The organism is Enterobacter sp. BIDMC 27 (genome assembly GCF_000534415.1).
GTDB lineage: Bacteria > Pseudomonadota > Gammaproteobacteria > Enterobacterales > Enterobacteriaceae > Enterobacter > Enterobacter hormaechei_C.
In genome coordinates this window covers 2,122,991-2,141,292 of sequence record NZ_KI973178.1, presented here as the reverse complement: position 1 = coordinate 2,141,292, position 18,302 = coordinate 2,122,991, and the positions used below count along the sequence as shown (strand labels likewise).

The following is an 18,302-nucleotide window of genomic DNA, read 5'->3' as shown; positions in this document are numbered from 1 at the left end:
GTCACTGAAAGCGTGCGCGATACTCCCCCGGCGTCAGGCCAAACTGGCGCCGGAACAGACGGCTAAAATAGTCGCTATCGGCATAGCCGCAGCGCTTCGCCACTTCCCCCACCGGCAGGTGGTATTTTTGCAGGATGGTTCTCGCCTTCGCCATACGCACCCAACGAACGTAATCCACAAAACTCATCGTCCCCTGTTGGGAGAACAGGCGTGACAGATGATTAGCCGAAATATTAAAAAGCGCGGCGACGCTGTCCCGCGACAGGGATTCAGCATAGTTTTCCTGCACCCAGTTACAAATGCTCTGATAGAGGAAATCCCCGCGCGACAGTCCCGGTTCAGGCAGCGACGACACCACTTTCCGGCACCAGTGCAGCAGGCTCAGCACCAGCGGTTGAATAATGGCCTGATCCTGCGGGGAAGCGCTCAGGTGCGTCAGGGCCATCAGCATCGCAGCACATTCGCCTCGTTCAGGGTGAGGAAGCTCAACGTGTCGCTGCGCAGGCACGGAGCGCCCGTGACGGGTATCATGAAACACCAGCCCCAGCCACGACGGCGCAAAAAGAATGCTCAGCAGCATGACCGGTCGTTCAAACACCGGGACGCTGGCGGCCTGGGCGGGAAGAAACAGCATTTCCCCCTGGCAGAGAGTCTGCTGCCCGGTAACCAGTCTGTTGCCATATTCCCCGCGAAGAACGACATCAAGCCGTGGCCAGTCGCGGCTCACGCTTCCGACAGCGTCAGACGCGCCACGTTGAGCAAACCAGACTCGCCCCAGCTGCTGTGGGTTGAGCACCAGGCCGCTCAACAGATCGGCAAAAAACTGCTGATCGGCGGGCAACAGGGTTGCGCGCATATCACCCCCTGCGCGCATCCGGGCGTACCAGGTCGAAGCGATGGCTGTCACTGATGGCGTAGTAGGCTGTAGGTCCACCCGCACGCAGAATGGGCTGCGCTTTCGCGGTCTGGTAAATCCCCTCTTCCAGCAAACTCTCGGCGATATGGACGCCCACGACTTCGCCGAGCACCAGCCAGGTATCAATCGGTGTCCCATCCGCGCCGGTAAGCTGAATGCACTGTGACAATCGACACTCGAAATTAACCGGGCTTTCCGCCACGCGCGGCGAGCTCACAAGCTGGCTGGCTACGGGCGTCAGGCCTGCAAAGGTAAATTCATCCTCGCCATGAGGGAGCGTGGCGGAGGTTTCATTCATCGCCTCGGCCAGATCGCGCGTTGCGAGGTTCCAGACAAACTCCCCCGTTTCGGTAATATTCCGCACGCTATCCTTCCAGCCGTTGCTGGAAAAACCAATGATCGGTGGGCGATAGTTAAAGCAGTTAAAGAAGCTGTACGGGGCAAGGTTCAGTTGACCGGCCTTATCACAGGATGAGATCCAGCCAATCGGACGTGGACCGATAATGGCGTTCAGCGGGTCGTGCGGCAGGCCGTGCCCCTGAGACGGTTGGTAAAAGTACATATCGCTCTCTCTACGCTGGGGCTGCAACGCGCATTGCCCGGGTTCAGTCTTTCCAGCGTAACGAAATTTCCGTTCAGCGTGAATCGGGATGCCGGGTTTATTGCCAAAAATTCATATGGCGCATGATTGTGACCTTCATCACTTCAAACTTACGGTTTCAGACAGTATCATCAGATAAGTTAAACCCTCGCTGCCAGACGGCGAGGGTTTTCTTTTGGATTGGTTTCTGCGTTACACGCAGCATTAACGACATGGAGTAAAAATGTCCAGACCTACGATTATCATCAATGAACTCGACGCAGAACGTATTGACCGACTGTTGGAGAAACCAGAATTCGCCTCGCTGCCGGTAGCCGATGCGCTGAACGAAGAGCTCGACCGGGCGCAGATGTGTACGCCTGAGACCATGCCGCATGATGTGGTCACCATGAACAGCCAGGTGAAGTTCCGCAACCTGACCACCGGCGAGGAGCTCACCCGTACGCTGGTCTATCCGGCGCAGATGACCGACAGCAGCACGCAACTGTCGGTGCTGGCACCCGTGGGCGCGGCGCTGCTTGGACTGCGCACGGGCGATACCATCCACTGGGAACTCCCGGGCGGTGCCTCAGCTCACCTGGAAGTGCTTGAGCTGCTCTACCAGCCCGAAGCCGCTGGCGATTACCTGCGTTAATCCCTTCTGAACAAGCGACCCCGCTTTGCACAGAGGATGCACCCGCATCCTCTTTCCGCAAATTCACCCTATTGTGCTATACCGGACAAAAACCGCTTAATCCACGCTTAGTCTGTTGTAGTGCCGTGGGGACGGTCATGGGTGAGATACTTGTTATCACACTGGTTTTTCTCATCATCCTGGCGATCCTCGTCGTGGCGGTGCTGTATCTTGAGCGCCACTGGTGAGTGAGGAACCTCACACAACGCCGCCGGGGAAGGCATTCACCAGTCCCTTCACTTTCTGCTGCGCTGCCTCCGGGGTGTCTGCGCCAGGCACCAGGATCACCTTGCGGCACTCCTCCTCCCGTTTTTCGAAGATCTTATAGGCGCGTTCCGCATCAGCCAGCGGAAGATAGTGGGTCACAATATCTTCTGGGGTAAGCAGCCCTTTTTCGATGAGCGGCAGCAGCTCTCCCAGCCAGGCATGGACGTGGGTCTGCCCCATCTTAAAGCTCAGCCCTTTATCGAAGGCATCGCCAAACAGGAAGCCGTGAATAAAACCGGCGTACACGCCCGGCACGCTGACCACGCCGCCGCGCCGCACCGCAGCAATGCACTGGCGCAGGGCTTTGCCGCTGCTGCCTTCAATTTTCAGGTTACTGAGGATCGTTTCCGTGGTGCTGCCTTTGGCCTCAAACCCGACGGCATCAATCACCGCATCCACTCCGCGCTGTCCGGCCGTTTGCTCAATGATTTTCTCCGCCGCGTCGTTATCGTCATCAAAGTTAATCGGGATCGCGCCGTAGCGCTCCTGGGCAAACCGCAGTCGATAGGGATGATGGTCAACCACGAAAATCTGCTCTGCGCCGAGAAGCCGCGCGCAGGCAATGGTCAGTAACCCCACCGGCCCGGCCCCGAATACGGCGACGCTGGAGCCTTTCTGGATCTGCGCATTTTTTGCCGCCTGCCAGGCGGTAGGCAGAATATCTGACAGGAAAAGCGCTTTGTCGTCAGACAGCAGCTGGGGCACTTTAAACGGCCCCACGTTGCCTTTCGGGACGCGCACATACTCCGCCTGTCCGCCCGGCACGCCGCCGTAAAGATGGCTGTAGCCAAACAGCGCGGCAGGGGCGGGAATTTGCTTTTTGTTCAGCGCCGCGCCCTGCCCGCGGTTCGTGTTTTCGCAGGCCGCGTACTGTTGCATCTGGCAAAAGAAGCAGTCACCGCAGGCAATCACAAACGGGATCACCACCCGGTCACCTTTCTGCACGTTTTTCACTTCGCTCCCGCACTCCACCACCTCGCCCATAAATTCATGACCAAAGATATCGCCGTGCTGGACCTTGGGAATTTTTCCGCGATAAAGATGCAAATCAGAACCACAGATCGCCGTGGCCGTTACGCGCAGGATGATATCGTCAGGTTGTTCGATGCCCGGATCGGGGACATTATCGACCCGAACATGATGTGGACCGTGATAGGTGAGAGCTTTCATGCAACCTCCGAAAGGGTGTGGGTAAGCTTATAAAAGGGTAGCTACCTCTCGGGATCTGCCCCGGAATCCGGCTGTTTTGAGATTTATCCTGGCGAGATAAAAAAGTGCTGTCGGGATTACAGAAACCTTTTATATTTTGTGGTTGAATGATTTCAGCGTTTATAAACAAGGAGAAACGGTTATGTATCAAACAATCATTATGCCGGTTGATGTTTTCGAAATGGAACTGAGTGATAAGGCTGTACGTCACGCGGAATTTCTCGCGCAGCAGGACGGAGTTATTCATCTTCTGCATGTTTTACCGGGCTCTGCCAGCCTGAGCCTGCATCGTTTCGCTGCTGATGTGCGTCGTTTTGAAGAGCATTTACAGCATGAAGCCGAGACACGCCTGCAAACCATGGTCGGGCACTTCAGCATCGATCCTTCCCGCATCAAAACCCACGTCCGGTTCGGTAGCGTGCGCGACGCCGTTAATGAGCTGGCGGGGGAATTAAATGCCGACGTGGTAGTGATTGGTTCACGTAACCCTTCCATCACCACTCACCTGCTGGGGTCGAACGCCTCCAGCGTGATCCGCCACACCCACATTCCGGTGATGGTCGTGAGATAAAAAAAGAGGCCACCTTTTGGTGGCCTCTGGCATTGCAGGTGTCGTCTTGCTTTCTTTTATTATGCGGTTTTGGTGCGGATCAGATAATCAAACGAGCTCAGCGACGCTTTCGCACCTTCGCCAGTGGCGATGATGATCTGTTTGTACGGCACGGTGGTGCAGTCGCCCGCCGCAAATACGCCCTTCACGCTGGTTTCGCATTTCGCATCAATGATGATCTCGCCCATGCGGTTGCGCTCAATCGCGCCTTCCAGCCAGGTGGTGTTTGGCAGCAGGCCAATCTGAACAAAGATCCCTGCCAGCGCCACGCTGTGGATATCGCCACTCACGCGGTCACGGTATTCCAGACCGGTCACTTTGCTGCCGTCGCCTATCACTTCTGTCGTCTGGGCATTGAGCACAATATCGACGTTATTCAGGCTACGCACCTTATCCTGCAACACCTGGTCCGCTTTCATCTCAGGGGCGAACTCCAGCAGGGTAACGTGTTCAACAATTCCCGCCAGATCGATAGCCGCTTCCACGCCGGAGTTACCGCCGCCGATCACCGCGACGCGTTTACCTTTGAACAGCGGGCCGTCACAGTGCGGGCAATAGGTCACGCCTTTGGTGCGATACTGATCTTCGCCCGGGACGTTCATGTTGCGCCATTTCGCGCCGGTGGCAATGATCACGCTGCGCGCCTTCAGCACCGCGCCGGACGCTGTTTCAATCTGGTGCAAACCACCCTCGACCGCCGCCGGAACCAGTTTGCTGGCGCTCTGGCTGTCAATGACATCCACGTCGTAGTCGCTGACGTGCGCTTTCAACGCCCCGGCCAGCTTCTGGCCTTCGGTTTTCGGCACGGAAATGTAGTTTTCAATGTCAACGGTATCCAGAACCTGACCACCGAAACGCTCGCCCATCAGACCGGTACGGATCCCTTTACGTGCGGAGTACACCGCCGCCGCTGCGCCCGCCGGGCCAGAGCCAACAATCAGTACGTCGTACGCATCGCGTTGGTTCAACTCTTCCGCCGCACGTTTTTCTGCGCCGGTATCCACTTTGGCGACGATTTCGGTCAAGGTCATACGCCCCTGGCCGAACTCCTGACCATTCAGGTAAACCGCCGGAACGCCCATCACGTTGCGCTCGGTGATTTCGTTCTGGAACGTACCGCCGTCAATCGCCGTGTGCTTAATGCGTGGGTTGAGGACTGACATCAGGTTCAGCGCCTGCACCACGTCCGGACAGTTATGGCAGGAGAGTGAGTAATAGGTTTCAAACTCAAAATCACCGTCGATATCGCGGATCTGCTCCAGCAGCGCCTGCGCTTCTTTTGACGGATGACCACCGGTCCACAGCAGCGCCAGCACCAGGGACGTAAATTCGTGCCCCAGCGGAGAGCCCGCGAAACGCGGCCCCTGGTCAGACCCTGGGTTGGCGATCAGGAAAGAAGGCTTACGGACTGCCAGCGTGTTGTCTTCTTTGAAGGTCACCTTCGGCGACAGATCAGCAATCTCTGTCAGCAGCGCTTTGATTTCTGCCGATTTCGCGCTGTCGTCCAGCGTGGCAATCAGCTCAACAGGTTTGGTCAGTTTCTCAAGGTAGGCCTTGAGCTGGGTTTTCATGTTAGCGTCGAGCATTATTCTTCCCTCTCTTAAAACGTCATCATGCAAGCCGCCTTATACGGGCTGCCTGAATGCAACTTGCATCATGGTGCTGGAATGAAATGGGCGCGGGGAGCGCCCATTGATTGCCGGGTGGCACTTCGTTTACCCGGCCTACGATACTGTAGGCCTGTGCAAGCGTAGCGCCGCCAGGCTTTACAGACTTAGATCTTGCCGACCAGGTCCAGAGATGGAGCCAGCGTCGCTTCGCCTTCTTTCCATTTCGCCGGGCACACTTCGCCTGGGTGAGAAGCAACGTACTGAGCCGCTTTCACTTTGCGCAGCAGGTCAGATGCATCACGGCCGATACCTTCAGCGGTAACTTCGATAGCCTGGATAATGCCCTGCGGGTCAACAACGAAGGTCGCGCGGTCTGCCAGGCCTTCATCTTCACGCATGTTGTCGAAGTTACGGGTCAGGGCGCCAGTCGGGTCGCCGATCATCGCGTATTTGATTTTCGCGATAGTTTCAGAGCTGCTGTGCCACGCTTTGTGGGTGAAGTGGGTATCGGTAGAAACAGAGTAAACGTCTACGCCCAGCTTTTGCAGTTCTTCGTAGTGGTCTGCCACGTCGCCCAGTTCGGTCGGGCAAACGAAGGTGAAGTCAGCCGGATAGAAGAAGAACACGCTCCAGCGGCCTTCGGTATCTTTCTCAGTTACTTCGATGAACTCACCGTTTTTGAACGCCTGGTTTTTGAAAGGTTTAATTTTGGTGTTAATCAAGGACATCTGTACTTCCTCCGTGTTTTCGTTGAGATGTAAGGTAACCAACTTTGTTCATCGGGGCTAATGCGTATGCTTTATCAAATCAATCAGCCAAACCTTACAACAGCAACAAGACAGCAAGGTGAACCTTTTACAGGAAAGCCTGAAAGTAAAAAGGCCGCCTCAACGGGCGGCCCTGATACCTGAATTCCCCGCAGGTACATTCAGTGCCAGCCGAAGCTGGCGTTGCGTTGCGCTCTACATACCTTGTATCAAGGCCGTAACAGCGGTTTGATTACAGCATCCGTGCGCGCATTGAGCAATGCATAAGAGGGATAGTCCTGCCTATGGTTGTGATAGGCAGAATCGAACAGGTCTCAGAAACGTTATAAATTTAATTTCATTATAAATTTCGCGCTATATATAAATGCCAGTTGTCATTCAAATAATTCAATCACACTTTAAAGATAAAATTATCTTAATAAATCTTGAAGTTGTGTTTCAATAATCCAAAGCCGTGATATATTAAGATCACTTAATTTTTAAATTAAGCGAGTTACCCCCACGGATTGTTAAAGGTAACTTCCCTCTGTCGTACTCCATGATGTGATAACGACAGCAAACACAGCACACTCAGGACGAAACATGGCCAACCTCTACGACCTAAAAAAATTCGATCTCAATCTGTTAGTCATCTTCGAATGCATTTACCAACATCTCAGTATCAGTAAGGCTGCCGAGACACTTTATATCACGCCATCCGCCGTGAGCCAGTCGCTGCAACGTCTGCGTGGCCAGCTCAATGACCCCCTGTTCATCCGCTCAGGTAAGGGAATTACGCCGACCACGGTGGGCACCAACCTGCATCATCATCTTGAACAGAATCTCAACCAAATTGAGCAGACGATCAACATGATGCATCACTCGGACATCAAGAAAAAGTTCGTTATCTATTGCTCTCAAATGATGTCGCCCGGCTATATGCTCGAACCAATGAAGCTGCTAATGTCAGAGGAAAATTACGAGATAGAACAACGAGATATGCTTATCTCCCCGGAATCCGCAGAGGACCTGCTCGCCTACCGTAAAGCCGACCTGATCTTTACTATTGCCCCAATTAAGAATCGCTCTGTGGTGTGTTCTCACTTTGCCACGGTGCCAATAGCGTTAATCTGCCGAGAAAACCACCCAAGACTCGCCGATACGGTCAGTCTTGAAGCGTTATACCGGGAAAAATTCACCTTTTACCAGAGTGCGCACCCGGGCGTTAAAGAGTTCCAGAATCGTGCCAATGACCTTTTCCCGGAAAGAGATATTGCTTTTCGCACGGACTCCATCATTTCGCTTATCTCCATGGTCAGTTCATCTGATCTGTTAGGCTTTATACCCGTATCAATCTATGAAGCCTATAAAGAGACGTTAAAAATAAAACGGATCGCCGCCCCATTTGAATTGCCCGAAATACATGTCTATATGCTTTACAGCCGTTCATCGCTGAACAGCAGCGTTTTTTCAACGTTCATTGAGAAAATGCATAAACTCTGTCTTTCCGCTCCATCTGCGTAAAATCATTTATATGATGAATATAAAAATCGCAAACTGAAAAAATGATCCCGTGAAAATAATGAAAAAAGATTTCATAATATCGTCTTAATTTTTTCCAGACATTTAGCACGCAGGATGCGATTAACCATGTCGATCTATAAAATCCCTTTACAGGAAAATGTTTTAGACGCTTCAGCGGAACGCATAGACTGGACGCTAAACAATTTCTCCAGGGTATGCGTTTCCTTTTCCGGTGGAAAAGATTCTACCGTGATGCTGCATCTCGTTGCCCAGCAAGCACGGCAATTAAAGCGAAAAATAGATGTCATCTTTCTGGACTGGGAAGCGCAATTCTCCTCAACCATTCAGCATGTTGACACGATGAGAACGCAGTATCGGGATGTTATCCATCAGTTCTGGTGGGTAGCGCTTCCGCTCACGACCCAGAACGCCCTGTCACAGTTTCAACCTGAATGGCAGTGCTGGGAACCCGGGACAAACTGGGTTCGCCAGCCACCGGAAGATGCCATTACCGATTATCACTATTTCGATTTTTATCAGCAGGGAATGACGTTTGAAGTCTTCGTGCGAGAGTTTGCCGAATGGTATGCGCAAAAACGTCCTGCCGCCGTCATGGTGGGGATCCGCGCCGATGAATCCTACAACCGCTTTCTGGCTATCGCGTCGGCACGTAAGCAGCGCTTTTCTGACGATAAACCCTGGACGACCGTCGCACCGGGCGGGCACACCTGGTATATCTACCCTTTGTACGACTGGAAAACCGCCGACATCTGGACGTGGTTCGCGAAATCGAAATGTTGCTATAACCCGTTATACGACCTGATGTACAAGGCGGGGGTGCCGCCGCGTTATATGCGCATCTGCGAACCGTTTGGCCCGGAACAGCGTCAGGGCTTGTGGCTCTATCATGTCATTGAACCCGAACGCTGGGCGGCGATGTGTGAGCGTGCCTGCGGGGTGCGCAGCGGCGGTATTTATGCCGGGCACGATAACCATTTTTATGGCCACCGGAAGATCCTGAAACCAGACCATCTTGGCTGGCGCGAATACGCCATGCTGCTACTCGACAGCATGCCGCAAAATACGGCGGAACATTACCGCAATAAAATCGCGGTTTATCTCCACTGGTATCAAAAGCGAGGCATGAACGATATTCCCGATACGCAGGAGGGTGACATTGGTGCAAAAGATATCCCCTCCTGGCGACGCATTTGTAAGGTTTTACTCAACAATGACTATTGGTGCCGGGCACTTTCGTTTAGCCCAAATAAGCCCAAACACTATCAGCGCTACAGCGACAGAGTGAAAGCAAAACGCAAGGAATGGGGGATTTTATGCAACAACGAATAATCACCGAAATGGAAACGTACCTTCAGGCACTTTCTGAGGAAGAGCGAATAGCCGCTATTAATGCGTTTCGTCAGGCATTACATGAAATCAGCCCTTTTCGCGATCAGCCCGTCGATTGCGTATTGTGGATAAAAAAGACAAACATCAGCGCTAACGATTACAACCCAAATAACGTCGCGCCACCGGAAAAGCGGCTGCTCAGCAAGTCACTGGAGCTGGATGGATTCACACAGCCTATCGTGGTGACGGAAAATGCGCCACAGCACTACGAAATTGTCGATGGTTTTCACCGCCATGATATCGGCAGTAACCGGGCGACCCTGAAGCGCCAGCTTAAGGGTTACCTTCCTGTCACCTGCCTGCGTAAAGCGCGGCAGGAAAAGTTCGACCGCATGGCTGCGACCATTCGCCATAACCGCGCGCGCGGACGCCACCAGATCAACGCCATGTCAGAAATCGTGCGCGAGCTGGTGCTTATGGGCTGGAGTGAGCAGAAAATTGGTCAGGAATTGGGTATGGACAGCGATGAAGTGCTGCGTCTGAAGCAGATCAACGGTCTGCTCGAACTCTTCGCAGACCGTCGTTTTTCTGAAGCCTGGACGGTGAAATAGTCAGAGCGCGTTTAACCGCGCAGCCGCTGCCAGCAGCGTCGATTCCTGCTTCGCAAAGCAAAGCCGGATCAGCTTATGCGGGAAGGGATCGGCGCAGAACACCGACAGCGGGATGGCCGCCACACCCACCTCTTTCGTCAGCCACTGGCAGAAACTCACGTCGTCCAGATCGGAAATCGCGCTGTAGTCGGCCAGCAGGAAGTAAGTACCTTCACAGGGTAAAATCTCCAGCCGACTCTGGCTCAACGCAGCCACAAACCGATCCCGACGCGCACGGTAGAAATCCGGTAGCTCACGGTAGTGTCCGGGTTCGCTGCGCAACATGTCCGCCAGCGCCAGCTGAGCGGGTGTGTTCACCGCAAACGTCAGATACTGGTGCACTTTACGCAGCTCAGCGCTGATGGCGGCGGGCGCCACGCAGTACCCGACCTTCCAGCCGGTCATATGGTAGGTTTTGCCAAATGACGATACCGCGATTGCACGCTCGCGAAGCTGCGGATGCGCCAGCACGCTGGCATGCCCCTCTTCGGCGAAGCAGATATGCTCATACACCTCGTCGCTCAGAACATAGATTTCACGTTCGGCGATGGCCTGCCACAGGGCGGCAAAATCGCTCTTCTGCCACACTGTCGCCGATGGGTTGTGCGGCGTATTCAGGATCACCAGCCGGGTATTATCGCTCAGCAGCGCGGTAAACGCCTGCCAGTCCGGACGAAAATGCGGCGGCTGGAGCGCCACACGTTTCACCACGCCGCCAGCCAGTTCAATCGCCGGGGCGTAGCTATCGTAGCTCGGGTCAAAACAAATCACCTCATCGCCCGTACGCACCAGGGCGGTTATCGCCGCATACAGCGCTTCGGTCGCCCCTGCGGTTACCGTGATATCGCTGTTCGCATCAGGTTTATAGCCATACAGCTCAGCCGTTTTATCCGCAATGGCTTCACGCAACGCCTGCACGCCGGTCATCGGCGCGTACTGGTTTGCCCCCTGCGCCACGTGGTACGCCAGACGCTCCTGCAAATAGCGCGGGCCGTCAAAATCCGGGAACCCCTGCGAGAGGTTAATGGCGTTATGCTGCTGCGCCAGAGCGCTCATCCGGGTAAAAATCGTCGTGCCGAGATTTGGAAGTTTACTCTGCGGGATCAACGGGTTATTGCTCATTGTAGTGTGCCTGCCTGTAATACTTATGTTGCTGACACTATAACACGATGTTAGTCTTTGGCAATCAAGACGCTTAGACGTCTAAACGATATAAATATTCCTGACCGAGAGGGTAAAAGGAAATGACAGACAACCTGCAACTCACACACCTGGTCGAGGCCTGCCGCTGGATTGGCGCTAAAGGCTGGGCGCCCGCTACCGGCGGCAATATGTCCGTGCGTCAGGATGAACACCTGTGCTGGCTGAGCGAATCCGGAAAAGATAAAGGCAGCCTGACCACCGCCGATTTTCTACAGGTTGAAATCGCCACCAACCGTGCGCCGTCTGGCCGTAAACCGTCGGCAGAGACCGGGCTGCATACCCTCATCTATCGCCTGTTTCCCGAGGCTAACGCCGTCCTGCACGTTCACACCGTCAATGCCACGGTGCTGTCGCGTCTGGTCAACGAGGCCGAGCTGAAGATCACCGGTTTCGAGATGCAAAAATCCCTTACCGGGCAGACCACGCACCAGGATACGGTGGCCATCCCGGTGTTTGATAACGACCAGGACATCGACGCCCTCGCCTCGCGCATCGCCCATTACGCGCAGGAACGCCCGCTTAATTATGGTTTTCTTCTGCGCGGTCATGGCTTAACCTGCTGGGGACGCGACGTGGCCGAAGCCCGCCGTCATCTGGAAGGGTTAGAATTCTTATTTGAATGCGAAATGCGTTTACGACAATGGGAGAGAGTATGATTCGCGCGATTGTGACGGATATTGAAGGGACCACCAGCGATATCCGTTTTGTCCATGATGTTTTGTTCCCCTACGCGCGTGAGCGGCTGGCGGCCTTCGTGACCGCGCAGCAGTACGCCGAGCCGGTCAAATCGATTCTGGACAACCTGCGCGATGAAATCAGCGCTCCGCATGCCAGCGTCAGCGATCTCATCAACGTACTGTTTACCTTTATGGATGAAGACCGCAAATCGACGGCGCTCAAAGCCCTGCAAGGCATCATCTGGCAGGACGGTTACGTCAACGGTGACTTTACCGGACACCTCTATCCTGACGTACTGCCCGCGCTGGAAAAATGGAAGGCGCAAGGGATTGATCTCTATGTTTATTCCTCTGGCTCCGTCACCGCGCAGAAACTGTTATTTGGCTACAGCGACGAAGGTGATATTACTCATCTGTTCAGCGGCTATTTTGATACCCACATTGGCGCCAAGCGCGAGATGCAGTCTTATCAAAATATTGCGGCGCAAACGGGCATTGCCCCGTCGCAGATCCTGTTTCTGTCGGATATTCATCAGGAGCTGGACGCAGCTGAGCAGGCGGGTTTTCGCACCCTGCAACTGATTCGCGGTGAAGATGACGGCGCAAGCCATCATCATCAGATCCACCAGTTTGACGAGATTAATCCGGAGCAAATCCCTTCATGAGCGCATTGACCATTTATTCCGATAAAGACGCCAGTCAACACCAGTGGCACAGCGCCGACGCCGCCGAGATTGCCCAACAGCTCAACGCCAAAGGCGTGCGGTTTGAACGCTGGGCGGCGGATCGCGATTTAGGGCACGATCCCGCGCCTGAAGCCGTGATCGCGGCCTATCAGCATGCGATCGACAAGCTGGTGGCAGAGAAAGGTTACCAGAGCTGGGATGTGATCAGCCTGCGCGCCGACAATCCGCAGAAAGAGGCGCTGCGCGCGAAGTTCCTGAACGAACACACCCACGGCGAAGACGAAGTGCGCTTTTTCGTGGAAGGAGCGGGATTATTCTGCCTGCACATTGGCGATGAGGTGTACCAGGTGCTGTGCGAGAAAAACGACCTGATTTCCGTACCCGCGGGCACGCCGCACTGGTTTGATATGGGCTCAGAGCCGAACTTTACGGCGATTCGTATTTTCGATAACCCGGAGGGTTGGGTCGCACAGTTTACCGGGGATGCGATTGCGGATGCGTATCCACGCCTGGCATAGTCTGAACAGGCACGGTCAGCCCCCTCTCCCTGTGGGAGAGGGTTGGGGTGAGGGCACTCGCGCGCACTACGCGTTAAGCCCCTTAACATACCCCACCAGATGATCCAGCACCACGCCCCACCCTTCATGGAAGCCCATCTGCTCATGCTGCTCGCGGATCTCCTTCGTCGGATGACGCGCAATCGCTGAGGTCGCGCGGTGCATCCACCACGCGCTCCAGTTTTAAGTCTGTGTCAGGATCGAGCGTCACGATGTTGTCCTCTCAGGGCCCCCCTTAAAGGATAGCCGGACTCAGGCAAATTTCCCTTTCGCTACCTCGTCCGGCGTGACCACGCCAGTATCCAGCACCCAGCCGCTAATCAGCGAGGCAGGCGTGACGTCAAACGCCGGGTTATAGACCTGCGCCTCTTGCGGCGCCCACTGCACCGCGCCAAAGCTCCCCGCCACGCCCGTCACTTCACTGGCCGCGCGCTGCTCAATCGGGATTGCGTCACCGTTCGGGCAGTCCGGGTCGAGGGTCGTTTGCGGGGCAGCGACGTAGAACGGAATGCCGTGAAACTTCGCCAGCACCGCCAGGGAATAGGTGCCGATTTTGTTCGCCACGTCGCCGTTGGCGGCAATGCGGTCTGCACCCACCCACACGGCGTCCACCTGCCCTTTTGCCATCAGGCTGGCGGCCATGGAGTCGGTAATCAGCTGATACGGTACGCCCAGCTCGCCGAGTTCCCACGCGGTCAGCCTGCCGCCCTGCAATAGCGGACGGGTTTCATCCACCCAGACGTTGCTTACCTTGCCTTCCTGATGCGCGCGGGCAATCACCCCCAGCGCGGTACCGACGCCCGCCGTCGCCAGCCCGCCGGTGTTGCAGTGGGTCAGCAGACGGCTGCCGGGCTTCACCAGCGCGCTGCCCGCACTGGCAATAGCGTCACAGAGCCGTTTGTCTTCGTCAATCAGCCGCAGCGCTTCAGCCACCAGCGCCGGAATATAATCTTCCTGCCACAGCGCCAGCTTCATGCGGTCGAGATTGTTCATCAGGTTCACCGCCGTCGGGCGGGAGGCGCGCAGGGTTTCCAGCGCCATCGCCAGCTCGTCGCGGCTTTTGCCGCTTTCCGCTAACAGCGCCAGCAGCAGGCTTGCAGAGAGACCAATCAGCGGCGCGCCGCGCACCCGCAGGGCGTGGATGTGCCCGACCAGCGCCTCGACCGTCGAGGCATCCAGCCAGCGTTTCTCCTGTGGAAGCGCCTGCTGGTCGAGAATAAAGAGCTGATTATCCGCCACCCGCAGGCTGGTCGTCTGTAATGTCTGCATGTCGTTAATTCCCTGTTGCGTTGTTGTAGCACATTGTGTCAGGATGAAATCCAGATGTATAGACGTCTACATGTCTTAATTAGCAAAACTGAGGAGCAGGCCATGTCGCAATACCGTACCTTTACCGCTCAGGACGCCGTGGAGTATGCCAGGCAGTTTGGCGGACTTGACGATCCTTCATCGCTGGTAGAGGCGCAGGAAATCGGCGACGGCAACCTCAACCTGGTCTTTAAAATTTTCGACCGCGCGGGCGTGAGCCGCATCGTCGTTAAGCAGGCGCTGCCCTATGTACGCTGCGTCGGCGAATCCTGGCCGCTGACGCTGGATCGTGCCCGTCTTGAAGCGCAAACCCTGGTCGAGCATTACCAGCACAGCCCGCAGCACACGGTGAAAATCCACCACTTTGACCCGGAACTGGCGGTGATGGTGATGGAAGATCTCTCCAGCCATCGCATCTGGCGCGGCGAGCTGATTAACAACATTTACTACCCCCAGGCGGCGCGTCAGCTGGGGGAATATCTGGCTCACACCCTGTTCCACACCAGCGATTTTTATCTGCATCCGCACGATAAAAAAGCGCAGGTAGCGAAATTCATCAACCCGGAGATGTGCGAGATCACCGAAGATCTGTTCTTTAACGATCCGTACCAGATCCACGCGCGCAACAGCTACCCGGCCGAGCTGGAAAACGATGTTGCCGCCCTGCGCGACGACGCCCAGCTTAAAATCGCCGTGGCCTCCCTCAAGCACCGCTTTTTCTCGCACGCCGAAGCCCTGCTGCATGGAGACATTCACAGCGGTTCGATTTTTGTGGCCGACGGCAGCCTGAAGGCCATCGACGCTGAGTTCGGCTATTTTGGGCCGATTGGCTTTGACGTTGGCACCGCCATCGGCAACCTGCTGCTGAACTTCTGCGGCCTGCCTGGGCACCTCGGCATTCGCGATGCCGCCGCCGCGCGCGAGCAGCGCCTGAACGATATTCAGGAACTGTGGAACACCTTCGCGGAGCGCTTCCAGGCGCTGGCAAACGAGAAAGCCCGCGACGCCGCACTCAGCGCGCCGGGCTATGCCTCCGCGTTCCTGAAAAAGGTCTGGCATGACGCCATCGGGTTTTGCGGCACCGAGTTGATTCGCCGCAGCGTCGGGCTTTCACACGTGGCGGATATCGATACCATCCAGGATGAAGCCATGCGCCACGAATGCCTCCGCCATGCAATATCCCTCGGTAAAGCGCTGATTGTCATTGCCGACCGCATCGACAGCGCGGAAGAGCTGGTGGCGCGGGTGCGGCAGTACAGCTGATTTTCTCCCTCTCCCTGTGGGAGAGGGCCGGGGTGAGGGCATCAAACCGCACTCACCCCAGATACTCAATCACCGACATCCCGCCGTTATAGTCCGTGCTGTAAATAATCCCCTGCGCATCCACAAACACGTCGCACGACTGGATCACCTGCGGGCGGTTGGGCCGCGTATCCATCATCCTCTCCGGCGCCGCGGGCACCAGCGCTCCCGTTTCTACCGGGCGATACGGATTGGAAATGTCATACGCGCGCACGCCCGCGTTCTGATACGTCGCAAAAATTAGCGTTGAGCTGACAAAGCTTCCCGGCCGGTTCTCATGCAGGTTGTGCGGCCCAAAATGCGCCCCTTTCGCCACGTAGTCGGTTTCATCCGGCTGCGGGAAGGTAGAGATACTTACCGGGTTCGACGGCTCGCGGATATCAAACAGCCAGATCAGCTTCTCGCCGTCCTGCTGGTTATCCAGCACCGCCTCGTCCAGCACCACCAGCAGGTCGCGATCCGGCAGCGACAGCGCAGTGTGCGTCCCACCGCCAAACGGCGGGCTCCAGTTACGGTGGCTAATGAGCTTAGGCCGGGTGCGATCCTTCACGTCCAGCAGCGTCAGGCCGCCGTCGCGCCAGCTGCCATACGCGGTGTCGCCGGCAACAATCGCATGGTGCAGCGCGTAGCGTTTTCCTTCCGGCCAGTCCGGCTGTTCGCCTTCGGCCTGGTTCATTCCGGGCAGCCACCAGCGCCCCGCGACTTCAGGCTTACGCGGGTCCGCCAGATCGATAGTCAGGAAAATGTAATCGGTAAAGCCGTCGATCAGCGCTGAAACGTAGGCCCAGCGGCCACCGACGTACCAGATGCGGTGAATGCCGATGCCGCTCAGCGACAGAAAGCCGATTTCGCGTGGCCTGTCCGGCGTGGAGATATCAAAGACGCGAAGCCCGGCGCTCCAGCCTTTATCCTGCACGTCGCTGACGGTCTCCCCCACCTGGCGGGTGTAGTAGACCTTCTCATCGGCAAAACGCGCATCGGCAAACAGATCCCGGGCGTTGATCACCAGCAGCAAATCGTCGTGCGCCTGGAGGTGTACGTTCCAGGTACCCGGCGGCGCGGGCACGTAACCTGCGGCTTTTGGTTTTTTCGGATCGCGCACGTCAACAATGGAAAAGCCCTGCGACACCATATGACCGATATAGGCGAAACCACGGTGCACCATCAGCTGTACACCGTCCGGACGACCGCCCTGGTCGCTATGGCCAATCAGCCGCATATTGCGGCTGTATTCGGGTTGAGGTAATGCAGACATGTATAAGTCCTTTCGCCGGATGGCGGCTGCGCCTTATCCGGCCTACAACACCGTAGGCCCGGTAAGCGAAGCGCCACCGGGCATTATTTTGACCTGGCTTCCAGCGTCGCAAACCACGGCGCGATAAAATCTTCCGTCTGGCCCCAGCCCGGAATGATTTTCCCCAGAGACGCCACGTTCACCGCACCCGGCTGGGCGGTCAGCAGCGCCTGCGGAATAGCCGCCGCCTTGAAATCGTAGGTGGCAGGCGTCGCTTCTCCGGCAATCTTATTGGCGATCAGGCGTACGTTGGTCGCGCCAATCAGCTTCGGATCTACCGCCACGCTCACCTTCCACGGGCTACCCGGCTCGCGCATCAGCTGGAGATCCTGGTTGGAGATGTCGATGCTGTAGAGCTTGATCTCGGTGCGGCCGTTCTCTTTCAGCGCCTTATACGCGCCCTGACTGAAGGCATCCCAGGTCCCCCAGATGGCGTCGATTTTACCTTTCGGGTATTTCGCGAGGATCGCCCCCACCTTGTTGGCGGTGTCGCCCTGCACGTCAGAGGAGACCGCGCCGATGGACTCCAGCTCTTTAATCTCCGGATACTGCTTTTGCAGTTCTTTATACGCCGCCTGACGGCGCTCCATCGGCGGGAAGCCCGCGACCCACAGCTTGACGATATTGGCCTTGCCGTTGAAATCTTTCGCCAGTTGACCAAAAGAGAGGTTGGTCAGGGAGGCATCGTCCTGCTGGGTAACGGTTACGCCCGGGATCTCGCCGTTCACGGCGGTATCAAACACCGAAACTTTAATCCCGGCATCCACCGCCTTCTTTACCAGCGCGGTGGAGTACGGATCGCGCCCCTGAGAGAGAATAATCCCGTCGTATTTCTGGCTGATGGCCTGGTTCACGAAATCCTGGAATCTGGCGTCGTCCCCGTTACTTAAAAACGTGCTGACCTTAAAGCCGAGCTTTTTCCCTTCCTGAATCGCCCCGGCAACAAACTGCGTGGTGTTGTCGTCCGAGCCCAGGTTGCGGATCACCGCAATGCGAATGGGGCCGTCATGGCTGGCAATGGCGGCCGGAACCGGCGCGGGGGTAGCCGCCAGGCCCGGCAAAGAAGTGAGTAATCCAAGAGCTACCAAAGAGAGCGCAATCTTTTTCATTTATTATCCC

Annotated in this window: 20 protein-coding genes; 10 read left to right on the top strand and 10 right to left on the bottom strand. The window is 56.1% G+C overall.

Going from position 1 to position 18,302, the window contains the following annotated elements:
- Window position 1: 1 nt before the first annotated feature.
- Window positions 2–856 carry a helix-turn-helix domain-containing protein gene (locus L463_RS12505; protein ID WP_026094381.1) on the bottom strand — a complete coding sequence of 285 codons (855 nt, stop codon included), beginning with the start codon at window positions 854–856 and terminating at the stop codon, window positions 2–4.
- 1 nt (window position 857) lies between these two features.
- On the bottom strand, window positions 858–1,478 hold the full coding sequence (locus tag L463_RS12510; protein ID WP_003858756.1) for a flavin reductase family protein: 621 nt from the start codon (window positions 1,476–1,478) through the stop codon (window positions 858–860).
- A 262-nt stretch (window positions 1,479–1,740) separates the two neighbouring features.
- Between L463_RS12510 and rnk the strand changes: the two genes are divergently transcribed.
- Window positions 1,741–2,151, top strand: coding sequence for a nucleoside diphosphate kinase regulator (rnk, locus tag L463_RS12515; protein WP_006809650.1), 411 nt, complete (start codon window positions 1,741–1,743; stop codon window positions 2,149–2,151).
- A gap of 137 nt (window positions 2,152–2,288) precedes the next feature.
- The gene (gene yldA / locus L463_RS24690) at window positions 2,289–2,378 is read left to right on the top strand and encodes a small membrane protein YldA (protein ID WP_015571155.1); all 90 of its coding nucleotides are present in this window, start codon (window positions 2,289–2,291) and stop codon (window positions 2,376–2,378) included.
- A 10-nt stretch (window positions 2,379–2,388) separates the two neighbouring features.
- On the opposite strand, the gene L463_RS12520 is transcribed toward yldA, so the two are convergent.
- A complete protein-coding gene (locus L463_RS12520; protein ID WP_015571156.1) occupies window positions 2,389–3,627 on the bottom strand; it encodes a zinc-dependent alcohol dehydrogenase in 1,239 nt (412 codons plus the stop codon).
- 181 nt (window positions 3,628–3,808) lie between these two features.
- Here L463_RS12520 and uspG point away from each other — a divergent pair, with 181 nt between their 5' ends.
- Complete coding sequence (gene uspG / locus L463_RS12525; RefSeq protein ID WP_006809652.1) at window positions 3,809–4,237, top strand: universal stress protein UspG; 429 nt, start codon at window positions 3,809–3,811, stop codon at window positions 4,235–4,237.
- A 59-nt stretch (window positions 4,238–4,296) separates the two neighbouring features.
- Here the strand turns inward: uspG and ahpF are convergent, their stop codons facing one another.
- Both ahpF and ahpC read right to left on the bottom strand, forming a co-directional pair.
- On the bottom strand, window positions 4,297–5,862 hold the full coding sequence (ahpF, locus tag L463_RS12530; protein ID WP_032103106.1) for an alkyl hydroperoxide reductase subunit F: 1,566 nt from the start codon (window positions 5,860–5,862) through the stop codon (window positions 4,297–4,299).
- Between the two features lie 188 nt (window positions 5,863–6,050).
- A complete protein-coding gene (gene ahpC / locus L463_RS12535; protein ID WP_014882974.1) occupies window positions 6,051–6,614 on the bottom strand; it encodes an alkyl hydroperoxide reductase subunit C in 564 nt (187 codons plus the stop codon).
- Window positions 6,615–7,235: 621 nt separating this feature from the next.
- On the opposite strand from ahpC, the gene L463_RS12540 reads away from it, so the two are divergent.
- The 3 genes from L463_RS12540 to L463_RS12550 all read left to right on the top strand — a co-directional run bounded on the left by L463_RS12540 (window position 7,236) and on the right by L463_RS12550 (window position 10,117).
- On the top strand, window positions 7,236–8,156 hold the full coding sequence (locus L463_RS12540; RefSeq protein WP_015571158.1) for a DNA-binding transcriptional repressor CitR: 921 nt from the start codon (window positions 7,236–7,238) through the stop codon (window positions 8,154–8,156).
- A gap of 126 nt (window positions 8,157–8,282) precedes the next feature.
- A complete protein-coding gene (locus L463_RS12545) occupies window positions 8,283–9,506 on the top strand; it encodes a phosphoadenosine phosphosulfate reductase (protein ID WP_032103104.1) in 1,224 nt (407 codons plus the stop codon).
- Window positions 9,491–10,117 carry an IbrB-like domain-containing protein gene (locus L463_RS12550; RefSeq protein WP_023303279.1) on the top strand — a complete coding sequence of 209 codons (627 nt, stop codon included), beginning with the start codon at window positions 9,491–9,493 and terminating at the stop codon, window positions 10,115–10,117. Before L463_RS12545 ends, L463_RS12550 begins: the two co-directional genes overlap by 16 nt.
- Here L463_RS12550 and L463_RS12555 read toward each other — a convergent pair whose 3' ends face one another.
- Window positions 10,118–11,278 (bottom strand): pyridoxal phosphate-dependent aminotransferase, encoded by a 1,161-nt coding sequence (locus tag L463_RS12555; RefSeq protein WP_032673162.1) that lies wholly within the window; start codon window positions 11,276–11,278, stop codon window positions 10,118–10,120.
- 122 nt (window positions 11,279–11,400) lie between these two features.
- Between L463_RS12555 and L463_RS12560 the strand changes: the two genes are divergently transcribed.
- From L463_RS12560 to L463_RS12570, 3 genes are read left to right on the top strand one after another with little or no spacing between them, the layout of a single operon-like run.
- Window positions 11,401–12,015 (top strand): methylthioribulose 1-phosphate dehydratase, encoded by a 615-nt coding sequence (locus tag L463_RS12560; RefSeq protein ID WP_017382494.1) that lies wholly within the window; start codon window positions 11,401–11,403, stop codon window positions 12,013–12,015.
- Window positions 12,012–12,701, top strand: a complete 690-nt coding sequence (mtnC, locus tag L463_RS12565) for an acireductone synthase (protein ID WP_017382495.1) — start codon at window positions 12,012–12,014, stop codon at window positions 12,699–12,701. Before L463_RS12560 ends, mtnC begins: the two co-directional genes overlap by 4 nt.
- Window positions 12,698–13,240, top strand: a complete 543-nt coding sequence (locus L463_RS12570; RefSeq protein WP_023296108.1) for a 1,2-dihydroxy-3-keto-5-methylthiopentene dioxygenase — start codon at window positions 12,698–12,700, stop codon at window positions 13,238–13,240. Before mtnC ends, L463_RS12570 begins: the two co-directional genes overlap by 4 nt.
- Before the next feature lie 66 nt (window positions 13,241–13,306).
- Here L463_RS12570 and L463_RS24260 read toward each other — a convergent pair whose 3' ends face one another.
- Entirely contained in the window at window positions 13,307–13,444 is a 138-nt protein-coding gene (locus L463_RS24260) for an SRPBCC family protein (RefSeq protein ID WP_023296107.1), read from the bottom strand.
- Between the two features lie 87 nt (window positions 13,445–13,531).
- Window positions 13,532–14,548: an S-methyl-5-thioribose-1-phosphate isomerase gene (gene mtnA / locus L463_RS12575; protein ID WP_032103101.1), complete on the bottom strand. Its 1,017-nt coding sequence runs from the start codon at window positions 14,546–14,548 to the stop codon at window positions 13,532–13,534.
- Window positions 14,549–14,650: 102 nt separating this feature from the next.
- Here mtnA and mtnK point away from each other — a divergent pair, with 102 nt between their 5' ends.
- Window positions 14,651–15,850 carry an S-methyl-5-thioribose kinase gene (gene mtnK, locus L463_RS12580; RefSeq protein ID WP_032103099.1) on the top strand — a complete coding sequence of 400 codons (1,200 nt, stop codon included), beginning with the start codon at window positions 14,651–14,653 and terminating at the stop codon, window positions 15,848–15,850.
- Window positions 15,851–15,902: 52 nt separating this feature from the next.
- Here the strand turns inward: mtnK and L463_RS12585 are convergent, their stop codons facing one another.
- Window positions 15,903–17,144, bottom strand: a complete 1,242-nt coding sequence (locus tag L463_RS12585) for an LVIVD repeat-containing protein (RefSeq protein ID WP_032103098.1) — start codon at window positions 17,142–17,144, stop codon at window positions 15,903–15,905.
- An 83-nt stretch (window positions 17,145–17,227) separates the two neighbouring features.
- Window positions 17,228–18,292, bottom strand: coding sequence for a sugar ABC transporter substrate-binding protein (locus L463_RS12590; protein ID WP_032103097.1), 1,065 nt, complete (start codon window positions 18,290–18,292; stop codon window positions 17,228–17,230).
- Window positions 18,293–18,302 lie beyond the last annotated feature (10 nt).

Coding starts and splice junctions, on each gene's coding strand:
- L463_RS12505 (WP_026094381.1), bottom strand. CDS start 856: ATGCGCGCAACCCTGTTGCCCGCCGATCAGCAGTTTTTTGCCGATCTG.
- L463_RS12510 (WP_003858756.1), bottom strand. CDS start 1,478: ATGTACTTTTACCAACCGTCTCAGGGGCACGGCCTGCCGCACGACCCG.
- rnk (WP_006809650.1), top strand. CDS start 1,741: ATGTCCAGACCTACGATTATCATCAATGAACTCGACGCAGAACGTATT.
- yldA (WP_015571155.1), top strand. CDS start 2,289: ATGGGTGAGATACTTGTTATCACACTGGTTTTTCTCATCATCCTGGCG.
- L463_RS12520 (WP_015571156.1), bottom strand. CDS start 3,627: ATGAAAGCTCTCACCTATCACGGTCCACATCATGTTCGGGTCGATAAT.
- uspG (WP_006809652.1), top strand. CDS start 3,809: ATGTATCAAACAATCATTATGCCGGTTGATGTTTTCGAAATGGAACTG.
- ahpF (WP_032103106.1), bottom strand. CDS start 5,862: ATGCTCGACGCTAACATGAAAACCCAGCTCAAGGCCTACCTTGAGAAA.
- ahpC (WP_014882974.1), bottom strand. CDS start 6,614: ATGTCCTTGATTAACACCAAAATTAAACCTTTCAAAAACCAGGCGTTC.
- L463_RS12540 (WP_015571158.1), top strand. CDS start 7,236: ATGGCCAACCTCTACGACCTAAAAAAATTCGATCTCAATCTGTTAGTC.
- L463_RS12545 (WP_032103104.1), top strand. CDS start 8,283: ATGTCGATCTATAAAATCCCTTTACAGGAAAATGTTTTAGACGCTTCA.
- L463_RS12550 (WP_023303279.1), top strand. CDS start 9,491: ATGCAACAACGAATAATCACCGAAATGGAAACGTACCTTCAGGCACTT.
- L463_RS12555 (WP_032673162.1), bottom strand. CDS start 11,278: ATGAGCAATAACCCGTTGATCCCGCAGAGTAAACTTCCAAATCTCGGC.
- L463_RS12560 (WP_017382494.1), top strand. CDS start 11,401: ATGACAGACAACCTGCAACTCACACACCTGGTCGAGGCCTGCCGCTGG.
- mtnC (WP_017382495.1), top strand. CDS start 12,012: ATGATTCGCGCGATTGTGACGGATATTGAAGGGACCACCAGCGATATC.
- L463_RS12570 (WP_023296108.1), top strand. CDS start 12,698: ATGAGCGCATTGACCATTTATTCCGATAAAGACGCCAGTCAACACCAG.
- L463_RS24260 (WP_023296107.1), bottom strand. CDS start 13,444: ATGCACCGCGCGACCTCAGCGATTGCGCGTCATCCGACGAAGGAGATC.
- mtnA (WP_032103101.1), bottom strand. CDS start 14,548: ATGCAGACATTACAGACGACCAGCCTGCGGGTGGCGGATAATCAGCTC.
- mtnK (WP_032103099.1), top strand. CDS start 14,651: ATGTCGCAATACCGTACCTTTACCGCTCAGGACGCCGTGGAGTATGCC.
- L463_RS12585 (WP_032103098.1), bottom strand. CDS start 17,144: ATGTCTGCATTACCTCAACCCGAATACAGCCGCAATATGCGGCTGATT.
- L463_RS12590 (WP_032103097.1), bottom strand. CDS start 18,292: ATGAAAAAGATTGCGCTCTCTTTGGTAGCTCTTGGATTACTCACTTCT.